The sequence below is a fragment of the Nonomuraea basaltis genome (assembly GCF_005893125.1).
In the GTDB taxonomy this organism is placed as follows: Bacteria; Actinomycetota; Actinomycetes; order Streptosporangiales; family Streptosporangiaceae; genus Nonomuraea; species Nonomuraea basaltis.
In genome coordinates this window covers 1-17,406 of sequence record NZ_VCJS01000251.1, presented here as the reverse complement: position 1 = coordinate 17,406, position 17,406 = coordinate 1, and the positions used below count along the sequence as shown (strand labels likewise).

At 68.3% G+C, this 17,406-nt stretch carries 22 protein-coding genes and 2 pseudogenes; 18 read left to right on the top strand and 6 right to left on the bottom strand.

All coding sequences use genetic code 11. The features are described 5' to 3' along the window. Together EJK15_RS58240 and EJK15_RS58235 are read left to right on the top strand one after the other, a co-directional pair. The coding region (locus tag EJK15_RS58240; protein WP_138719012.1) for an alpha/beta hydrolase family protein at nt 1–1,070 on the top strand (1,070 nt) is incomplete at its 5' end. A 33-nt stretch (nt 1,071–1,103) separates the two neighbouring features. Then, the gene (locus tag EJK15_RS58235) at nt 1,104–1,385 is read left to right on the top strand and encodes an NIPSNAP family protein (RefSeq protein ID WP_206061851.1); all 282 of its coding nucleotides are present in this window, start codon (nt 1,104–1,106) and stop codon (nt 1,383–1,385) included. Nucleotides 1,386–1,422: 37 nt separating this feature from the next. On the opposite strand, the gene EJK15_RS71940 is transcribed toward EJK15_RS58235, so the two are convergent. Beyond that, on the bottom strand, nt 1,423–1,560 hold the full coding sequence (locus EJK15_RS71940; protein WP_171075185.1) for a hypothetical protein: 138 nt from the start codon (nt 1,558–1,560) through the stop codon (nt 1,423–1,425). A gap of 190 nt (nt 1,561–1,750) precedes the next feature. On the opposite strand from EJK15_RS71940, the gene EJK15_RS58225 reads away from it, so the two are divergent. The 3 genes from EJK15_RS58225 to EJK15_RS58215 are packed head-to-tail and all read left to right on the top strand — an operon-like array spanning nt 1,751 to nt 3,617. Further along, nucleotides 1,751–2,158 (top strand): MarR family winged helix-turn-helix transcriptional regulator, encoded by a 408-nt coding sequence (locus EJK15_RS58225; protein ID WP_138719010.1) that lies wholly within the window; start codon nt 1,751–1,753, stop codon nt 2,156–2,158. 45 nt (nt 2,159–2,203) lie between these two features. After that, nucleotides 2,204–2,827: a hypothetical protein gene (locus tag EJK15_RS58220; protein ID WP_138719009.1), complete on the top strand. Its 624-nt coding sequence runs from the start codon at nt 2,204–2,206 to the stop codon at nt 2,825–2,827. Beyond that, nucleotides 2,811–3,617, top strand: a complete 807-nt coding sequence (locus tag EJK15_RS58215; RefSeq protein WP_138719008.1) for an SDR family NAD(P)-dependent oxidoreductase — start codon at nt 2,811–2,813, stop codon at nt 3,615–3,617. Before EJK15_RS58220 ends, EJK15_RS58215 begins: the two co-directional genes overlap by 17 nt. 961 nt (nt 3,618–4,578) lie before the next feature. Here the strand turns inward: EJK15_RS58215 and EJK15_RS58210 are convergent. Then, nucleotides 4,579–5,205, bottom strand: coding sequence for a winged helix-turn-helix transcriptional regulator (locus tag EJK15_RS58210; protein WP_138719007.1), 627 nt, complete (start codon nt 5,203–5,205; stop codon nt 4,579–4,581). Nucleotides 5,206–5,293: 88 nt separating this feature from the next. On the opposite strand from EJK15_RS58210, the gene EJK15_RS58205 reads away from it, so the two are divergent. Genes EJK15_RS58205 through EJK15_RS58195 form a run of 3 tightly spaced genes read left to right on the top strand, consistent with a single transcriptional unit; the run spans nt 5,294 to nt 7,531 of the window. Further along, entirely contained in the window at nt 5,294–6,682 is a 1,389-nt protein-coding gene (locus EJK15_RS58205; RefSeq protein ID WP_206061849.1) for a DHA2 family efflux MFS transporter permease subunit, read from the top strand. After that, a complete protein-coding gene (locus tag EJK15_RS58200) occupies nt 6,679–7,122 on the top strand; it encodes a hypothetical protein (RefSeq protein WP_138719006.1) in 444 nt (147 codons plus the stop codon). The genes EJK15_RS58205 and EJK15_RS58200 overlap by 4 nt, the downstream gene beginning before the upstream one ends. Before the next feature lie 31 nt (nt 7,123–7,153). Next, on the top strand, nt 7,154–7,531 hold the full coding sequence (locus tag EJK15_RS58195) for a recombinase family protein (RefSeq protein WP_206061847.1): 378 nt from the start codon (nt 7,154–7,156) through the stop codon (nt 7,529–7,531). A gap of 417 nt (nt 7,532–7,948) precedes the next feature. On the opposite strand, the gene EJK15_RS58185 is transcribed toward EJK15_RS58195, so the two are convergent. Both EJK15_RS58185 and EJK15_RS71935 read right to left on the bottom strand, forming a co-directional pair. Then, the gene (locus EJK15_RS58185; RefSeq protein WP_206061845.1) at nt 7,949–8,296 is read right to left on the bottom strand and encodes a tyrosine-type recombinase/integrase; all 348 of its coding nucleotides are present in this window, start codon (nt 8,294–8,296) and stop codon (nt 7,949–7,951) included. Between the two features lie 25 nt (nt 8,297–8,321). Continuing rightward, nucleotides 8,322–8,702 (bottom strand): hypothetical protein, encoded by a 381-nt coding sequence (locus EJK15_RS71935; protein WP_171075180.1) that lies wholly within the window; start codon nt 8,700–8,702, stop codon nt 8,322–8,324. Nucleotides 8,703–8,764: 62 nt separating this feature from the next. Between EJK15_RS71935 and EJK15_RS76830 the strand changes: the two genes are divergently transcribed. Together EJK15_RS76830 and EJK15_RS78145 are read left to right on the top strand one after the other, a co-directional pair. Beyond that, nucleotides 8,765–9,157, top strand: a complete 393-nt coding sequence (locus EJK15_RS76830; protein WP_206061843.1) for a transposase — start codon at nt 8,765–8,767, stop codon at nt 9,155–9,157. After that, complete coding sequence (locus EJK15_RS78145) at nt 9,154–9,480, top strand: transposase (RefSeq protein ID WP_206061853.1); 327 nt, start codon at nt 9,154–9,156, stop codon at nt 9,478–9,480. The genes EJK15_RS76830 and EJK15_RS78145 overlap by 4 nt, the downstream gene beginning before the upstream one ends. Nucleotides 9,481–9,595: 115 nt before the next feature. Here EJK15_RS78145 and EJK15_RS58175 read toward each other — a convergent pair whose 3' ends face one another. Together EJK15_RS58175 and EJK15_RS58170 are read right to left on the bottom strand one after the other, a co-directional pair. Continuing rightward, entirely contained in the window at nt 9,596–10,129 is a 534-nt protein-coding gene (locus tag EJK15_RS58175) for a DUF2269 domain-containing protein (RefSeq protein WP_171075184.1), read from the bottom strand. Continuing rightward, nucleotides 10,126–10,407 (bottom strand): hypothetical protein, encoded by a 282-nt coding sequence (locus tag EJK15_RS58170; RefSeq protein ID WP_138719004.1) that lies wholly within the window; start codon nt 10,405–10,407, stop codon nt 10,126–10,128. Before EJK15_RS58170 ends, EJK15_RS58175 begins: the two co-directional genes overlap by 4 nt. A gap of 293 nt (nt 10,408–10,700) precedes the next feature. On the opposite strand from EJK15_RS58170, the gene EJK15_RS58165 reads away from it, so the two are divergent. The 8 genes and pseudogenes from EJK15_RS58165 to hxlB all read left to right on the top strand — a co-directional run bounded on the left by EJK15_RS58165 (nt 10,701) and on the right by hxlB (nt 17,167). Continuing rightward, nucleotides 10,701–11,939 (top strand): sensor histidine kinase, encoded by a 1,239-nt coding sequence (locus EJK15_RS58165; protein ID WP_138719003.1) that lies wholly within the window; start codon nt 10,701–10,703, stop codon nt 11,937–11,939. Beyond that, nucleotides 11,936–12,607 carry a response regulator transcription factor gene (locus tag EJK15_RS58160; protein ID WP_138719002.1) on the top strand — a complete coding sequence of 224 codons (672 nt, stop codon included), beginning with the start codon at nt 11,936–11,938 and terminating at the stop codon, nt 12,605–12,607. Before EJK15_RS58165 ends, EJK15_RS58160 begins: the two co-directional genes overlap by 4 nt. Nucleotides 12,608–12,646: 39 nt before the next feature. Beyond that, nucleotides 12,647–13,690 carry a DUF4158 domain-containing protein gene (locus EJK15_RS58155; RefSeq protein WP_206061841.1) on the top strand — a complete coding sequence of 348 codons (1,044 nt, stop codon included), beginning with the start codon at nt 12,647–12,649 and terminating at the stop codon, nt 13,688–13,690. 131 nt (nt 13,691–13,821) lie between these two features. Then, nucleotides 13,822–14,181: pseudogene (locus EJK15_RS58150) on the top strand (transposase family protein); the annotation flags it as partial. A gap of 218 nt (nt 14,182–14,399) precedes the next feature. After that, nucleotides 14,400–15,242: an alpha/beta fold hydrolase gene (locus EJK15_RS58145; RefSeq protein WP_138719001.1), complete on the top strand. Its 843-nt coding sequence runs from the start codon at nt 14,400–14,402 to the stop codon at nt 15,240–15,242. A 360-nt stretch (nt 15,243–15,602) separates the two neighbouring features. Then, a pseudogene (locus EJK15_RS75600) lies at nt 15,603–15,758 on the top strand (IS5/IS1182 family transposase); the annotation flags it as partial. 199 nt (nt 15,759–15,957) lie between these two features. After that, nucleotides 15,958–16,641 (top strand): nuclear transport factor 2 family protein, encoded by a 684-nt coding sequence (locus EJK15_RS78140; RefSeq protein ID WP_138719000.1) that lies wholly within the window; start codon nt 15,958–15,960, stop codon nt 16,639–16,641. Beyond that, a complete protein-coding gene (gene hxlB, locus EJK15_RS58130) occupies nt 16,634–17,167 on the top strand; it encodes a 6-phospho-3-hexuloisomerase (protein ID WP_171075181.1) in 534 nt (177 codons plus the stop codon). Before EJK15_RS78140 ends, hxlB begins: the two co-directional genes overlap by 8 nt. The last annotated feature ends 239 nt before the right edge of the window (nt 17,168–17,406 follow it).

Genomic DNA, 17,406 nt, shown 5'->3' with positions numbered 1-17,406 from the left:
CCCCCTCGCCCACGCCGACCGGGCCGGCCACCCTACCGGCCCCCACCGGCGACCAGCCGGTCGGCACCACCGCCCTGTACCTGAAAGACACCTCCCGCCCCGATCCCTGGAACCTCGACGTCGACGCCAGGGAGCTCAAGGTCACCCTGTGGTATCCGGCCAAGCAGCGGGACGGGCAGCGGGCCCCGTACATGACACCGAAGGAATCGGAGCTCACCCTGAAGAGGGCGAGGATCACGGGCGTGCCGGACGACACGCTGAGCAAGACGCGCACCAACGCCATCAAAGACGCCGAACCCACGGGACGGAAGCTTCCGCTGGTGGTGCTGTCCCCCGGCTTCACCAAGCCGGTAAGCACACTCACGTCCCTGGCCGAGGACCTGGCCAGCCGCGGCTATGTCGTGGCCGGGATCGACCACACCTACGAGAGCTACGCCACGACCCTCTCCGACGGGCGGGTCGCCGAATGCCTGGCCTGCGACAGCGACACCGACCCGGGCTTCGGCACGGGCGTGGTCGAGGGCCGGGCGGCCGACGTCTCCTTCGTGCTCGACCAGCTGCCATCGCAGTGGGACGGTTCCGAGCTGATCGACCGCTCCAGAATCGCGATGGCGGGCCAGTCGATCGGCGGGGCCGGCGCCATGGCGGCCATGGTGAAGGACTCCCGGGTGCGCGCCGGCATCGACATGGACGGCACCACCTACGCCCGGATCCCCAAGAGCGGCTTGTCCCGGCCGTTCATGTTCATCGGTTCGGCTCTGCACGTCTCCGGGGGTCCCGCCCCCACGTGGGACCGCGACTGGAAGCTGCTGACCGGGTGGAAGCGCTGGATCGTGCTGACGGGCGCGGAACACCAGTCCTTCACCGACGGCCCGCTGATGGCGGGCGCCCTCGGCATCACGCCCACCTACGGGATTCTGCCCGCCGCGCGCGCCTCCGAGCTCACCCGCACCTACGTGGCAGCCTTCCTCGACCAGCACCTACGGGCCAAGCGCCAGCCCATCCTGGACAAGCCGTCATCGCGCTACCCCGAGGTCAAGTTCTGCCCCGCGACCTGCGGTCAATCCTGAGGCCCGGCGCACTCTGAAGCCATCACGGAGTTCGTGCGCGTGATGCAGGAGGAGTCGGTGCCGCTGCTGGAGAAGGCGGGCATCCGGGTGGTGGAATGCGGTGCGTCCCTGGTGGCCGAGGGCGGACACGAGGAGGCATACCTGATCCGTGCGTTCGCCTCACTTGCCGAGCACCGCGAGCAGGAGGATGCGTTCTACGGCAGTGACGCCTGGCGGCACGGTCCCCGCGAGGCCATCGTGTCCCGGATCGACAGCTCCCACACAATCGTGCTCGATGTGCCAGAAGACGCCGCGCAGGCGTTCCGGCGTGGGTGACACACGGCCGGGACCTACGACGGGCCGCATTGAGCCCTCACTCCTGCTTGCCTTGTCGGACCTCCACGATGGGCAGCATGGTGACGGTGGCGGGGAGGCCGAGCTCCCGTGGTGTGGGGCCGGCGGGTGTGGGGATGTCGGTGAGCCGGGCGAGGAGATCGTGGTGTTGCGGCATGAGGTCGCGGTGCTGCGTCGCTTACCGGGACCGCGTGGACCATCATCGCGCGCGACGGCGACACCTGCAAAGCCCTGCTGGCCAAGCCAGCGCGGGAATCACGGCGGATCGCCGCATACAACTCGACCTTGGACTTCAACCGCCCGGGTCCCTGATTGACGCCCGCTCCCAACTGTTGTATATACAACGTATGGCCGAGGAGTTCGACGCGCAGGTGCACGAGATAGTCTCGGCCTGTCTCGCCTACCGGACAAGGAAGCTGGCGAGGACCGTGACCCGCCTCTACAACGACCGGCTGCGGCCGTTGGGGCTCAACATCGCCGAGATGAACCTCATGGCCGCCATCGCCATGATGCGGTCCGTGCAGCCCGCCGAGCTCGGCCGGGCGATGGAGCTGGAGAAGTCGACGCTCAGCCGCAACATCAGCCGCCTCGCCGCTCGCGGGTGGGTGGCGAGCCTCGACCATCCCGACGGGCACGGCGCGCTTCTCTCGCTGACGGCCGAGGGAAACGAGATGCTGGTCCGCGCGGTTCCGGCGTGGCGGGAGGCGCAGGCGCAGGCCCGCGCGCTGGCGGCGGGGGCCGGCCTGAAGATCTAATTTTTTTTTCGGATAATAGTTGTATATACAACCCGAAGGAGCGGCATGGAAACCGAATTAGCCAAGACGCGCGGCACCCTCCCGGGGCCGATCACCTACGTGGTCCTGGCCGTATGGGTCGGCGTTGTCGTGACGGCCATCTTCGACGGCGTCTTCGGCGGCGAAGGGCTGGGCCGGCTGGCACTGCCGGCGGCGGTGTTCGTCCCGGTCGCCGCGGTCGTCGTCGCCTATCTCGCCTCGGCCCGGTTCAGGAGCTACCTGCTGGACCTCGATCGGATGCTGGTGCTCGCCGTACAAATGTGGCGGGTGATCGGCATCGCCTTTCTCTTCGCCCTGGCGTTCGGCCAATTGCCCGCGGGCTTCGCCGTACCGGCCGGGGTGGGTGACATCGCCACCGGACTTGCGGCCGTCGGTGTCGTCATGGCCCTGAGCAGGGGTCGCCTGACCAGGCGCCGCTTCTACGCCTTCACCGCGCTCGGCGTGACCGACTTCCTCGTCGCGTTCGCTGTCGGTCTCCCCCTCGCCCCGCCCGGCCTCGTCACCTGGCCGCTGGCCCTCTACCCCGCCTTCATGGTGCCGCTCTTTCTGATCCTCCACCTGATCTCGGTTCTCCAGAGCATGCAGATCACGCCATCCCAGAAACGGAGCAACCATGTCGTCAGTCGCTGAAGCCGGTAGGGCACGCCGCCTCGAGCACAAGACCGCGGTCATCTTCGGGGCGGGCGGCGAGGTCGGCGGCGCGGTCGCGCGGGAGTTCGCGGCACAGGGAGCCAGAGTCTTCCTGTCCGGCCGGACGAGGGCGAGCGTTCAACCGCTGGCCAAGGAACTTTCCGGGGTGAGCGCCGAGGTCGACGCGCTGGACGAGGCCGCGGTGAACGGATACGTCGACGAGGTGGCCCGCGCCGCCGACGGCATCGACATCGTGTTCAACGCGATGGGCCCGCAGGCGGCGGAATATCGGAACGGGACCGGCACCATAAAGCTGCCGATCGAGACGTTCATGCTGCCGATCATGACGATCGTGCGGTCACAGTTCATCACCGCGCGGGCCGCCGCGAGGCACTTCACGGCACAGGGGGACGGGGTCATCGTCTTCCTGTCCGCGACTCCCTCCCAAGGGCTGCAGAACACCGCGGCGATCGGGGCCGCCTATGGGGCGATCGAGTCGTTGACGCGGTCGCTCGCCGCCGACCTCAGCCCTTCGGGGGTTCGCGTCGTGTGCGTTCGCTCCATGCTGATGTCTGGTTCCCGGATTCAGCGGCAGACGATCGCGATGGCCGCCGAGGCCGCGGGGTTGCCTGAGGCGAAGATGGCGGAGATCATCAGCTCGCGCGTGCTGCTTCGAAGATCGGCGACGGCCGCGGACGCGGCGCGGGTCGTGTCGTTCGTCGCCTCCGCCGAGGCCGGCATGCTGACCGGTGCGATCGTGAACGCGTCGGGTGGTGCCGTACTGGACTGACTTACGACGTGGCGCGCAATAGGGCGGACCGGGGCGTAACTGGATGATCTGGGCGTGTCGGGCTGGGAAATGAAGAGGCCGCGCAAGATCATGGAGATGTGTCGTCAACATGGGCCCGCGCGGCTTTGTGCCATTCTGCCTTTACCGGCATCACCCATTAGTCCGGGGCTGCGGGGCAGTGCGGGGTCTGCCTCCACGGTGAGCGCCACATGGACGTCTGTGACGTGCGTGGACGATTGAGGAGGGTGCGCCCGGGGACGGCCAGGACCGACCATCCCGTCATGGGCACCCGGAGCTTGCCGCCATTCATCGTGCGGGCGGACCGGCCGCACGTCGAAGCGTTGCCAGGTGACGGTCAGCGCGCCCAGGCGGGTAGGGGCGGGTGCCCATCGTCGACCAGCCAGGTCATGTTTGTTGACGACAACGTCGGCGCGGCCTCTGGCATGCCAAGGTCCGATCCTCATCCCGCCGCACGCCCTGCACCTGCTCGCCGCGCACCAGGCCTTACGCCGCCGCCACAACGCCGCCGACGACGAGCCGCTCTTCCTCAACGACCACGACCCCCACTCGAAGCCCCGCCACCGTCCTGCTGCAGCGGACCGGCCGAACCTGGACAGTGAAGGTCCACGTGGCCAACATCGGCACCCGTACCGAGGCCGCAGCCATCGCACATGGCAACGCCTGGCTCTAGCTCCTTTGGGACCCGTCTGCCTGCATCTGCATGACCTATTGGATCACCACGGCGCTTGTCACCGCCGAGCTGGGAGCGGGCGGGGGGGTGAGACGTCTGGCAGGCACCGCGGTTCCGGGGGCGTGGTCGATCATCTCGGGTACCCCTCGCATTTCCTGATCATTCTGGGGTCTCGAAGATCCTGGGCGCTCTGGCGCTGCTCGTCCGGCACCTCGTGATCCTTGCCGGGGGTCCTCGCTGACAAGATCACAGCCCCACTCGTCCGCGCGGCTACAGCGTGGCGAGGAGGCGATGGACGGCTTCCTCGTCGCCCTTGATGACGACAGGCAGATCCTTCAAGGGGCGTTTCTTGATGACCAGCGCGGCGAACGAGCGCAGGTCGGTGTCGATCACGGCAGCGGGATCCGCGGGATCGGCGCGGGTGATCGTGAGCGTCCCGTCTGAGAGGCGCACGCTGAAGCGGTCGTCGCCCAGCCGTACCGCAATCGTGGCACTCAGCCCCGGGTCCGCATCGGGGTCGAAGTGGCTGCGCAGGGCGAGCATGAGCGCGTCCACGCTGGCCATGGCGTGCGGGTCGCGGCGGGGTGAGCGCCTGCCCCAGCGGCCGAGGTGGATCAGGATGGGCTCGAGGTCCAGGCCCCACTCCGTGAGCTCGTAGGCCCACACCGCGGCGGGCGGCCCGAGCTTGCGCCGCTGTACGACTCCTGATTCCTCGAGCTCGTGCAGGCGTTGCGACAGCGCGTTGGAGCTGGCGTTGGGCAAGCCGGCCTGGAGCTCGGTGAACCGCTTGGGGCCGAGTAGGAGCTCCCTGACGATGAGCAAGCCCCAGCGCTCTCCGATGAGGTCGAGGGCGTGCGCCGCGGCGCAGCCGTCGCCGTACTTCCGCTTTCCCGTCACAGCCCTCAGTCTACAGGAAAGAGAGAAGATACTTGTTTTTTAGGAGTGTTTAGAGAAATATTACAAGTGAATCGAAGGAGTGTGTGATGTGACCAGACAGACCTGGGTGCTGGCGTTAGCGTCGCTGGGCGCGTTCATGATCTCGCTCGACAGCCTTGTCGTGACCACGGCGCTCGGCACGATCAGGCAGGACCTTGGCGCCTCGCTCGAAGAGCTCGAATGGACGGTCAACGCCTACAACCTCAGCTTCGCGGTGTTGTTGCTGACAGGTGCGGCGCTGGGTGATCGCTGGGGGCGCCGACGAGTGTTCGCCGGCGGCCTCGCCGTCTTCACCCTCGCCTCGGCAGCGTGCGCCCTGGCGCCTGACGCGAGCTGGCTGATCGCGGCTCGCGTGGCTCAAGGAGTCGGGGCGGCATTCACGATGCCCCTGGCGCTGACGTTGCTCGCGGCGGCCTTCCCACCGGAACGGCGCGGGCGGGCGATCGGCCTGTTCAGCGGTGTTGCGGGGCTGGCCACGTTCGTCGGTCCCTTCGTCGGCGGAGCCATCGCCGCGGGGCCGTCCTGGGAATGGATCTTCTGGATCAACGTGCCGGTCGGGGTGCTCTCCGTCGTCGGCGTCCTCGCCAAAATCGGTGAGAGCCGCGGACCCGACAACCAGCTCGATCTCGTGGGGCTTCTGCTGGCGACCGCCGGTGTGCTCGGCCTCGTCTGGGCGCTCGTCCGAAGCGGCGCGTCGGGCTGGGGCAGCGCGGAAGTGCTCGCAGCGCTGGCCGTCGGCGTCGTGCTGATCGTCGCCTTCGCAGGCTGGGAACGCCGCGTCCCCGCGCCCATGCTGCCCATGCGGCTCTTCCGCAACCGCGCCTTCACGACCGCCAACCTGGCGAACTTCGCCCTGTTCGCGGTGCTGTACGGGATGTTCTTTTTCTTCGCACAGTTCTTCCAGACCGCTCAGGGCGTCGGGCCGCTGGAGGCGGGGCTGCGGCTGCTGCCCGCCACCGGCGCGCTGATGATCGTGGCACCGGTGGCGGGGGCGCTCGCCGACAAGGTAGGCGAGCGCGTGTTCACGGTCGCCGGGCTCGGCCTATGGGGAATCTCTTTGGGGTGGCTCGCGCTCGTGGCCGATCCTGGCATGCCGTACCTGCAGATTCTGCCGTTGCTGGTCGTCGGCGGGGTCGGTGTGTCGATGGCGATTCCGGCGGTGCAGAAGGCGGCGGTGGGCGCGGTCGCGCCCGCGGAGATCGGCAAGGCGTCGGGCGCGGTCACCACGCTCCGCTTCCTCGGCGGCGTCTTCGGGGTCGCCGTTGCTGGCATGATCTTCACGAGCACCGGCGGGTACGGCTCGCCGCGCGAGTTCAGCGACGGGTTCGCCGCGGCGATGGGCGGTGCGGGCGTGATCGCACTGCTCGGGGCGGTGGCCGCACTGGGCATGCCGGGTCGGCGACGCGTTCCGACACCGGAAAGGGAGCCAGTGGCATGACACGCACGGGGAGTTCCGTGAGGGCCAGGCGGCTCCTGGTCGCCGTCCACGTCCTGGTCACGGTGAGCTGGCTCGGCGGCGCGTACGCCACCCTCGTGCTCGCCATTTCCGCCACATCAGCTTCATACGCGCTCATCCGGCTCTATGACCTGGCCATCGTCGTCCCCTTCGGCCTGGCCGCGCTGGTGAGCGGGGTTGCGCTGGCAGGCTGGGCGGGACTGTTCACCCAGCCCTGGGTGGTGGCCAAGCTGGTGCTGACGGTTCTGGCCCTGGCGGGGTCGCTGCTCCTTCGTGCCGGGTTCGTGGCCGACGTAGCCGCGGGCGACGCGCGGGCCGCCTCCCGGGTGGTGACCGGATCGGTGGTCATCCTGGTGGCGCTGGTCGCCATCGCACTCCTCGGGATGTACCGGCCTTGGGGTCGCCGCGCAAGCAGGCGCTGAAACTCGGTACGTTCGTCTTCCTGCCAGGCGGTTGAGACTGGCCTGGCGGCCCGGCACCTCGCCGCCCGCCCCCGTCGATCCCGACCGACCCGCGGCTGACATCCGCATCGGCTACGCCCGCTGCTCCTCTCTCACCCAGGAACTCCAGTCCCAACTGGACGCCTTGGAAGCGCACGGCATCGACCGCGACAAGATTTTCAGCGAGAATATCTCCATCCGCCTCAAAGTCCGGCCCGAGTTCGAAAAGGCCCTCGCCACCGCCCGGCAGATCAAGGCCCATGCCCCACACTGCCGCGTCATCCTCACCGTGTACGAGATGAAGCGGCTCGGCCGCGACGCCGGCGAGCTCACCGCCCTGGCCGACCACCTCACCGCGCACGGCCTGGTCCTGGTAAGGGGGTCCCGGTAGCAATGAAAGAAATCCCCAACGGAAATACCGCTGACCTGCGACGATCTGCGGCTCTATGGCTGAGGTCTCGATTCGCTTACGGTGTTGACCATGAGCGACGACAGACCGGAGTTCGGGTACGGCGCGGGCGGTCGGCCGCTATTGACGCTGAGGTCATTCGGACGACGCTGCGCAAAACAGGACGGCGGGAGTTCAGCGAACGCCATGACGGGTTCGTCGTCGACGGCGGAGAGAACGGAGCACCGTTCCTGATCGCCTACACCGACGACGACGCTGAGGTTTCCGCGCAGGAGCTCACGCGGTCTCAGGTCGATCTGGGCCAGGCCGGATACCGAGTCGAGCCCGACCCCGACGATGATCAGGTGCTGCTCGTGCGGGACGGCTCGTGATCCTGCGGTCCACCGGCTGGCGCGGGAGTCAGCGAGTGCGGCGACGCTGGGCGGGGTCGGCATCGGCGGTGATGCGGGCGGAGGTCTCTTCGCCGAGTCGCACGTAGTGGCCGAGACTGGCCAGGTGCTGATGGCGGCTCTTGGCCTGCAGTTCGGGCGCACTGCGCCCGGCCTGGGCGAGATGCTGGAGCACCGAGTGCCGCAACTGGTGCAGGGTCCAGCCCTGCTGGTGCGGGTCGAGTTTGGCGGTGGCGGTTTTGAACAGGTACTCGGCGCGCGGGTAGGACAGGCGGCCGCGCCGGGTGGTGGGGTCGATGTCGCCGTCCGCCGGCGCTCGGCGGCCGGAGGTGGGAGCGCGTCGGTCGGCCAGGAACACCGGTCCGCTCGTGCGGCCGGCGAGATCAACGCGCTGTTCGAGATGGACGGGCCCTCTTGGTCGTGGCCGGTTTGGCCCGCGCGGACTGCCGAGCCGATCGCTCGCGGGCCTGCGTCTGGCCCGGCCCGCTCGGCGCGGGCTGCTCCCGACGGCGCTGCCGCTGCACGACCATCGTGCCGACGCCGATGGCGGCCGCGACAGGCCACTCGACGACCCCGAAGACCGCCAGCGCGCCGAGCGCCCCGTAGTAGGCGACGCGCTCGGGCGACGGCACGAACCTTCGGGCCACGTCGGCGTAGTGGCCGAGCTCCTGCCTGCCGATGTGCGGCATCGGGACACGCGGCTTCGGGACAACTTCCAGGTGCGGCATCCGCATCTCGGGCGGGCGAACCTCGATGCTGAGCATCGGCAGATCCAGCGTGACCCGCTTGGTCCCGTTCCCCTCCGATACGGCGCTGGCGCGCCCGCGTGCACCTGCTCGGCCAGGTCGAGGGCCGCACCATCGCCGCCGTGACCGGCTGGCTCAACCAGCGCCCGGCAGCCTGGCGCGAGCAGGTGGCCTTCGTCGCGATCGACATGTGCACCATCTTCAAATCCGCCGTACGAGCCGCGTTACCGCAGGCCCGCCTGGTGGTCGACCACTTCCACGTCGTCCAACTGACCAACCAGGCCCTCACCGAAATCCGCCGCCGCATCACCGTCCAGATCCGCGGCCGACGCGGACGCAAAGGTAACCGCGAGTGGGAGCTGCGCAACCGGCTCACCCGCTCCGCCGCCCGCATGCACGCCTCCCAGCTCGACCCGATGGTCGATGACCTGCACGCGCTCGGCCGCATCGGCACGCCGATCCTGGCCGCCTGAACGCCAAAGAAGACCTGCTGGACCTGGCCCGCACTCACCCTGACCGGACCGTCATTGCCGACCGGCTGTTTCGCTTCTACGACCGCTGCGCCGCCTCCGGCCTGCCCGAACTCGAACGCCTGGCCACCACGATCGAGCCCTGGTGGCCCGAGATCCTCGCCTTCATCCAGACTGGCATCACCAACGCCGGCTCCGAAGGCACCAACCGCGTCATCAAGACCGTCGCCCGTGACGCCTACGGCTTCCGCAACCCGGAAAACCAGCGGCTACGCACCCGCTGCGCCACCACCCGAAAGAACCGTGGATATCTCAACCCCGCTTAAATTCGAGACCCGGCATCGGCGGCCTCGTCGGGTGGTGTCGCGGCGGGTACGGAGCGGGGGTACGGAGGGGGCACATTGTTTCGTGTGGGTGCCTTGCCGTCTCTAGTCGCTCCACCTACGGCACGGGCACGTTGCGCTGCTCGTTCTGCTTGCGCTGTTGCTCGCGCCGCTTCCGCCACCCGTACCGGGTTGTGCCCCGTGGCTTGAACACCGCCAGAATCGTGACTACGAGCAACACCACCAGGCCGCCGACGGAGTGCAGCAGAAAGCTCGGCAGCCCCCGGGGATCGGCGACAGAGGCTGCTACGCCGGCCCTGTGGACCACTGTCGGGGTGTACTGCACCAGCAAGATGACGGCAACGATGGTGAGCACGAGTTTGAAGAGGACCCAATAGTGCCGGAGCAAGCCCCAGGTGGTGCCCAGCGACTGGATAATCCCGGTGAGCAGTGCGGCAAGGGCCAGCGGGATGAGGACGTACCAGATGATCGTCTCCATCGCGAGGTAGGCCGCACGCACCGTCTGAACATCGTCACTGGCCTGGGCGGTGATGTCGAGGGCGAGGAAGGCGATGACTGCGCCGAGCCACCCGATCGAGGACGTGACGTGCACGGTCAGTGCGACCGTGCGAAGGCGGGGTGGCATGGTCATCGGTGGCCGCCCCTGGTCGGTTCGTGGTCAGTGCCGCGGGTGTCTGGGCCTGCGTCGTCTGGCTCGGTGGCTTCGAGGGTGAAGTCCGTCGTACGGACCTGCCCGTCTGCCCGGAGATCGAGGAACTGGATGTCCGGTGCCGCCGCGCCTTCGACCGCGCCGGGGTTGGCGTTCCCAGCGCCGTGACCCGCACCGCCGTCTCCGCCGCCGTGGTCCCCACCAGCGAGGAAGAACGCCCCGACAGCCAGCAGGAAAAGGCCGACGAGGCTCCCGAACACCCACACCCAGCGTGGTGTTCTCGGTGGTCGATCCGCGGTCGGTCTGGTCGCCGGTGTGGGGCTCGGTGTCGGATTGGGGGGTGGGTCGGCCATGTGCGTGTCCTCTCGTGCGTGGTTGTCGAGGTCTCCACCGCCTCCCGAACCAGCCATGCTGTGCACGCGAACCAGGATGGACCGCCGGCAGCTCTTGCGTCGTCACGTAGGCGGGGTATTCGCGACGTACCCCTGATGGGGTACGAGGATCCTCCCGCTGGTGGTTCTGGCCGGCGCTACCGGGTGCATACGCTGAGGGCGTGAGTGTCGTCAGCCATGTGGCGCGGTGGAAGCGGGCTGCGCGGTTCCACCCGTTGACCATGGACGTGGTCGCCGTGGCCATGCTGTGCGGTGCCGCCTTGATCGACAACGCCGCGAACACCTGGCACGACGGTGGGACGGTGAGCCTCCCCGCGATGCTGGTGACCGTGGCCGCTGCCTACGGTGCGGTGTTGTTACGCCGCCCCTTCCCGATTGCGGCGTCGGCGGTGACCGTCACGGCCGCCGCCGTCTCCATGATGCTGAGCAGCCTCTACTGGTGGATCGCGCCCGCGCCGATGATCGCCCTTTACCACCTGGCCGTTATCACCGGCGACCGGCGCAGGTTGCTGGTCGCCGGCGGTCTGGCAGCGCTGGTGCTGATCGGTGTCCCCACGCTGGTCACCTCGGCCCCGTGGTGGGACGCTTCCTGGCTGCACGGAACGAACGCCGCGCTGGTCGCGGCGTGCGGCCTGGCGCTCGCCGCCGGTGATGCCACCCGCAGCCAGCGTGCCTACCTGGCCGCGGTCGAGGAGCGGGCCTACCAGGCCGAGCACAGCCGCGAACAGGAGGCCCGGCGCCGGGTGACGGAGGAGCGCCTGCGCATCGCCCGCGACCTGCACGACAGCATGGGACATCACATCGCGCTCATCAACGCGCAGGCGGGAATGGCCGAGCATGTATTCCACGACCAGCCCGACACCGCGCTCCAGGCGCTTGGTCACATCCGGCAGGCCAGCCTGGCCGCGCTGGACGATGTGCGGGACACCATCGGGCTGCTGCGCCAGCCGGGCGAGCCCGCCGCTCCCACCGAGCCGACCGTCGGAATCTCCGGCATCGGCGACCTGGTCACCGCCTTCCGTGGGTCCGGCATGCGAGTCGAGCACGAGGTCGACGGCACCGTCCGCCCGCTTCCACCGGCCGTCGGCCTGACCGCCTACCGGGTGGTCCAAGAGTCACTCACCAACGTCCGCAAACACGCCGAGGGCGCAGCCGCGCGGGTTCGGCTCAGTTTCGGCCCCGAGGCGCTCCACGTCGTGGTGGAAGACGAGGGGAACGGTCACCCGCCACCCCGCGCCGATGTCCCTTCACCGCCCGCGCGGAACGGCGCCGGGCACGGCATCGTGGGGATGATCGAACGCGTCTCGGTCGTCGGCGGCAGCCTCGATGCCGGCCCGCAGCCGGGCGGCGGTTTTCGGGTCAGCGCGGTGCTTCCGCTGGCCGGGAAGGTTTGGCCATGACGGTCCGCGTCCTGCTCGCCGACGACCAGGCGCTGCTGCGCGTCGCATTCAGGGTCATCATCGACTCGGCACCGGACCTGGAGGTGGTCGCAGAGGCCTCCACCGGTCGGGAAGCGGTCGAGCTGGCCAGGCAGACCCGCGCCGACGTCGTACTCATGGACGTGCGCATGCCCGACATGGACGGCCTGACCGCCACTCGCTTGATAACTGCGGACGAGAACTTGGCCGGCGTCCGCGTACTGATCATCACCACGTTCGATTTCGACGAGTACGCGTTCCAGGCGCTACGGGCGGGGGCCAGCAGTTTCGTGGGTAAAGGCATCGAGCCCGGCGAACTGATCGAGGCCATCCGCATCGTGGATCGCGGAGACGCCTTGCTCTCACCCACCGCTACCAAGGCCCTGATCACCCGGTTCCTTGACCAGTCCGACGGCCGCGGCCGGTCGACTTCCGAGCGGCTCAGAGGGCTCACCGACCGAGAGCGTGAGGTTCTGACACTGGTCGGAACCGGCATGTCCAACGACGAGATCGCCCAGCATCTGGTCATCAGCGTCCACACCGCCAAGACGCATATCAAGCGGGCCATGGACAAGCTCCAGGCCCACGACCGAGCACAACTCGTCGTGATCGCCTACGAGACCGGCCTGGTCCGGCCCGGCACCGGATGACACTGGTGCCTCAACCCCGCATTACTTCGATGAGCCGGCATGCTGGAGTTGCCGGAGTCGGTCGGGCTGGAGCAGGCTGCGGAGCGGTCGGCCAAGCGGCACCGACAGTTCGTGCGGGAGCGGCTGAGCGTGGTCTACGAGCCGGCCCGGGTGCGGCAGATCGCCGAGGAGGCGATCCGCAAGGCGGCCCAGACCAAGGACAACCCGGCTGACCTGATCAACGTGGCGCTGGAGGAGCTGGTGCGGGCCTGGTGTGAGTTACCGGGCTACACCACGTTGGACGCGATGACCGCGACGATCCGCACGGAGATTAACACCGGCCTGTTCGCGATGGTCGCGGGCCGGGTGGACGGGGCGGCGCGGGCACGGCTGAGCCGGCTGCTGCTGGTGGATCCGGTCAGCCGGCGCAGCGAGTTCGACAAGCTGAAGGAGGTTGCCCAGGCCGCCTCGCTGACCAAGTTCAAGACGCGGCTGAAGTTCCTGCGTCACTTTGATGCGCTGGGCCCGACCGAGGACTGGCTGGAAGGCGTGCCGCCGGGCAAGGTGGCGCATTTCGCCGGGGAGGCGAAGGTCACCGACGTGGCCGACCTGCGCAAGGTGCTGGCCGAGGACAAGCGGCTGACGCTGATCATCAGCCTGCTGCACACCGTGCGGACCAGCGCCCGCGATGAGGTGGTGACCATGTTCTGCAAGCGCATGGCCGCCATCCACAAGAAGGGCCGCGACCAGCTGGAGGCGCTGCGCGAGGCGCACAGGGCCGAGTCCGAGCGGCTGTTAGGCGTGTTCGGCGAGGTGCTGTCGGCGGTCCGCTGGGCCATGGCCCCGCCCGGCACCGCCGAGCAAGAAGCCGCCGAGCAAGAAGCCACGGAGCAGAGTCCGCGTGGAGGACAGAGACGACAGTTCGAGGGTCTCGTGCCGAACACGGAGCTCGCGGGCGATGAGATGGAGGTCGGCGACATTCTCACCGTGAGGATCCGTCTGGTCGACGTTCCCCGACGGCGGATCGGCCTGACGCTCGCGCAGGCGCCGGTTGGCCTGCGGCCGCTGCGCGATGCGACGGCCGAAGACGATGAACAGGACTGACCACGACAGGGTGCCCCGGTCCGCCCCAACCCGACACCCCACGTATTGGGGTCACACTCCAAGCGCCCCAAGCCGGCGCCTGAACGTGGTCAGAACCCGTGGTTCAGGAGCTTGGGAGCCGCCTCAAACACGTGGCACCCACCCTCGATCTGCTGGACGAGCTCGGCCCGCTGCCCGACGACATCACCGTTCACCTGGACGCGGGCTACGACTCCGGCAAGACCCGCGACTTGCTGGCCGGCCGCGGGCTGACCGGCGAGATCGCCCTTAAGGGCATCAAAGCCCCGGTGCAGGCGACCCAGCGCTGGCATGTGGAGCGGACCAACGCCTGGCACAACGCCTTCACCCGGCTGGCCCGCTGCTACGAACGACGCGCCCGGGTCGTCGAGGCGTTCTTCGACCTGGCCGATACGATCATCACCGTCCGTAGCCTGATCCGTCGCTCGTGGATCACTCACCGCTGGGACGGCCGCCCGGAACGGCGACGATGACGGTCACCAATTCGCGTGACCTCTTACTGAAAGCCTTCGGAGCTTTGTCCTGCTTAGGGAATCCTTCAAGCCGCCGCTGGGCACAACAAGCGCGGGGCGTCGGCGCCGCGTGAACGCCACCGGGGCGGCGTCGGCGTGACCCGGGTGCCCGGTTTTCACCGGGGAGGCCCGACATAGATGATCAACGCCATGTGATCGCGAGAACGAGGAGTGACTTGATGGGCTACATCACGGTCGGGACCGAGAACAGCACCAGCGTCGAGCTGTACTACGAGGACCAGGGCTCCGGTCAGCCGGTCGTCCTCATCCACGGCTACCCCTTGAACGGGCACAGCTGGGAGCTCCAGACCCGCGAGCTACTGGCCACCGGCTACCGGGTCATCACCTACGACCGCCGCGGCTTCGGCCAATCCAGCAAGGTCGGCAGCGGCTACGACTACGACACCTTCGCCGCCGACCTGAACACTCTCCTGGAGACGCTGGACCTGCGCGACGTCATCCTCGTGGGGTTCTCCATGGGCACCGGCGAACTCGCCCGCTACGTGAAGATCTACGGCCACGAGCGGGTCGCCAAGCTGGCGTTCCTTGCGTCGCTGGAGCCGTTCCTGGTGGCGGCCGACGACAACCCCACCGGAGTGCAGCAGTCGGTGTTCGACGGCATCGCCCACGCCGCCCGGACCGACCGCTACGCCTGGTTCACCCAGTTCTACAAGAACTTCTACAACCTGGACGAGAACCTGGGCAGCAGAATCAGCCAGGAGGTCGTCACCGCTAGCTGGAACACCGCCACCACCTCCGCACCGGTCGCCGCCTACGCGGTGGTGCCCGCCTGGATCGAAGACTTCCGCGAGGACGTGGCCGCAGTCCGCGCCGCCGACAAGCCGTCACTGATCCTGCACGGCACCAACGACAACATCCTCCCGATCGACTCCACCGCACGCCCCTTCCACGAGGCGTTCCCCGAGGCGGAGTACGTCGAAATCGAGGGGGCGCCGCACGGCCTGCTGTGGACGCACGCCACTGAGGTCAACGAGGCGTTGCTGGCCTTCGTCGGCAGCTGACCCGGTCGGACCGGGAGCGTCGTCGCACGGTCGCGCAGCGGGCACAGCCCGGTACGGCGGGGTGGGAGAAGGCATAGGCGGCAGATTGATGTGGTCGTACCAACTGCGGGAGCGACCTTGAAAAGGCTGCCGCTCGCCCCGGTTTCGGCGATCAGCCTCGCCGTCGCCGTGATCGGAGGCGGATAGCTCCCCGCATGGTACGGCGTGGCATACGCCGCCGTGCTGATCCTGTTGAGAACCTCCTGGGCGGCAAAGCCCTGATCCGCCGATCGTCAAGCTGCTCAACCGGTAGTGCTACGGCCGCGCGGTTACGGGAGGGGTCATCGCGAGATCTCCGCATCTGGCCGACGTCACAGTTGAGACGCCTTCACCCGCCTGGCCCGCTGCTACGAACGACGTGCGAACGTCGTGAAAGCCTTCTTCGACCTCGCCGACGCCATCATCACCGTCCGTAACCTGATCCGTCGAGCCTGGCACACTCACCGCTGGGACGCCCGACCCCATCGGCGCCGATGACCGTACCAATCCGCGCGACCTCTTAGCCCGACACGCGAGTATCCGTCCACCGCTCAGGACCCCGCAGACAATCGAACTACAACGGGTGTAGCTCGTCCGCACCCTTCTTGTTCTGGTCGACCGGAGACGACCAGTGCAGGCAACTGCGGCTCTACGCCGAAGAGGTTGTTCCAGCGGTGCGCGGCCAGGTCCAGGTCTCATGAGAGTGCCGCAAGTAAGTCAAAGAGCTGCCGGTTGGGCCGGCTGCCTACGACGATCGGCGGGCGGCGTCGGCCGAGAGCTCGGGGACCGCGTTCACCGTCATACTGGATGCGGCCGGTGGTGCGGCCAACCTGTCCTTCGGAATCGCCATGTTCACGGCTGGATGGGCGGCCGTCGCGGGCCGGGCTTTACCAGTGCTGTTGGGCTGGCTGAGCCTTGTCACCGGGACCTGCACCGTGCTCACGGTGTTCGCGCCCGACACCCAGTTGACGAATCTCGCAGGTGTCCTGTTCATGCCGTCGCTGCTGCTCAGTGTCGTCTTCAGGACCTGGGCCGGAATCGCTCTGGCCGGAGGAGAAGGGAAAGCCGCATGGCGCAGGCACAGAGTCCGCGAGAGATCAGCGCGATAAGCCGCCGACTGACCGAATCCGGTTTCACTAAGGGGATGCGGCATTCCACCGGCCCGATCCACATCGAGGTGGACGGCAACCGGGCGCGCGCGTTCTCGTACTTCTGGGTCGCCCGCGTCGACGACACTCCCTCTGTCTACGCCACGGGGGCATTCACCGGCCCCCTCGAGAAACTCAACGGTGTATGGAAGTTCGCCCATCGCATACAGGACGGCGACCAACCGCCTCCTGGCAGTGGCACGAGCCTGGATGGGAGGGCATCCCATGGCTAATGTGTTGGCGAGGGCGGGCGTGATGCTCGAGGAGGTCCGCAACGCCGTGATGGCCGTCGATCCGAACGCGGTGGCGAAACTATTGGCCGCCATCGACGCGGCCCCGGCCGTGTACTTCGACGGCAGGGGACGCTCCGGGCTGGTGGCCCGGGCGCTCGCGATGCGGTGGATGCACCTCGGGTTGCGCGTCTACGTGGCGGGCGAGACCGTGACACCCGCGATCGGAGCCGACGACCTGCTGATCTGCCTGTCCGGAAGTGGGCGCACCAGTGGACCCCTGGCCAGCGCCGGTATCGCGAGGGCACAGGGCGCGCGGGTGGGCGTCCTGACCGGTGATCCGGACTCCCCGCTCGCCGCGGCGGCCGATCTCGTCGTCGTGGTCCCGGGCGTCGAGCGCGACCAGCAACCCGGGTCACTGTTCGATCAGGCCTGCCTCGTGCTCGGGGATGCCATGTGCGGGACGTTCCAACATGCGTCCGCCATCCCGCCCACGGCGCTCAACCAGCGGCACGCAAACCTGCAGTGACCCACGCCCATCTGCCGCAGCGGCCGATGACACGGGTAAGCCGCGCAGTTGGTGCCGCGTCAGGCGGTCTTCGGTAGGTGGTGGAACCCTGAGTTCACCTGACCACATTTCTCCCGGGTTCCGCAGTTGGTAGTCACACGTGAGCCCGGAATTGAGGGTTGACCTGGGGGAACGCGTGCAGGGCCGTAGAGGGTCGTGTGCCTACGCCCTCCGCAGCCAGGCGCCGGTCGGGTCAGGCC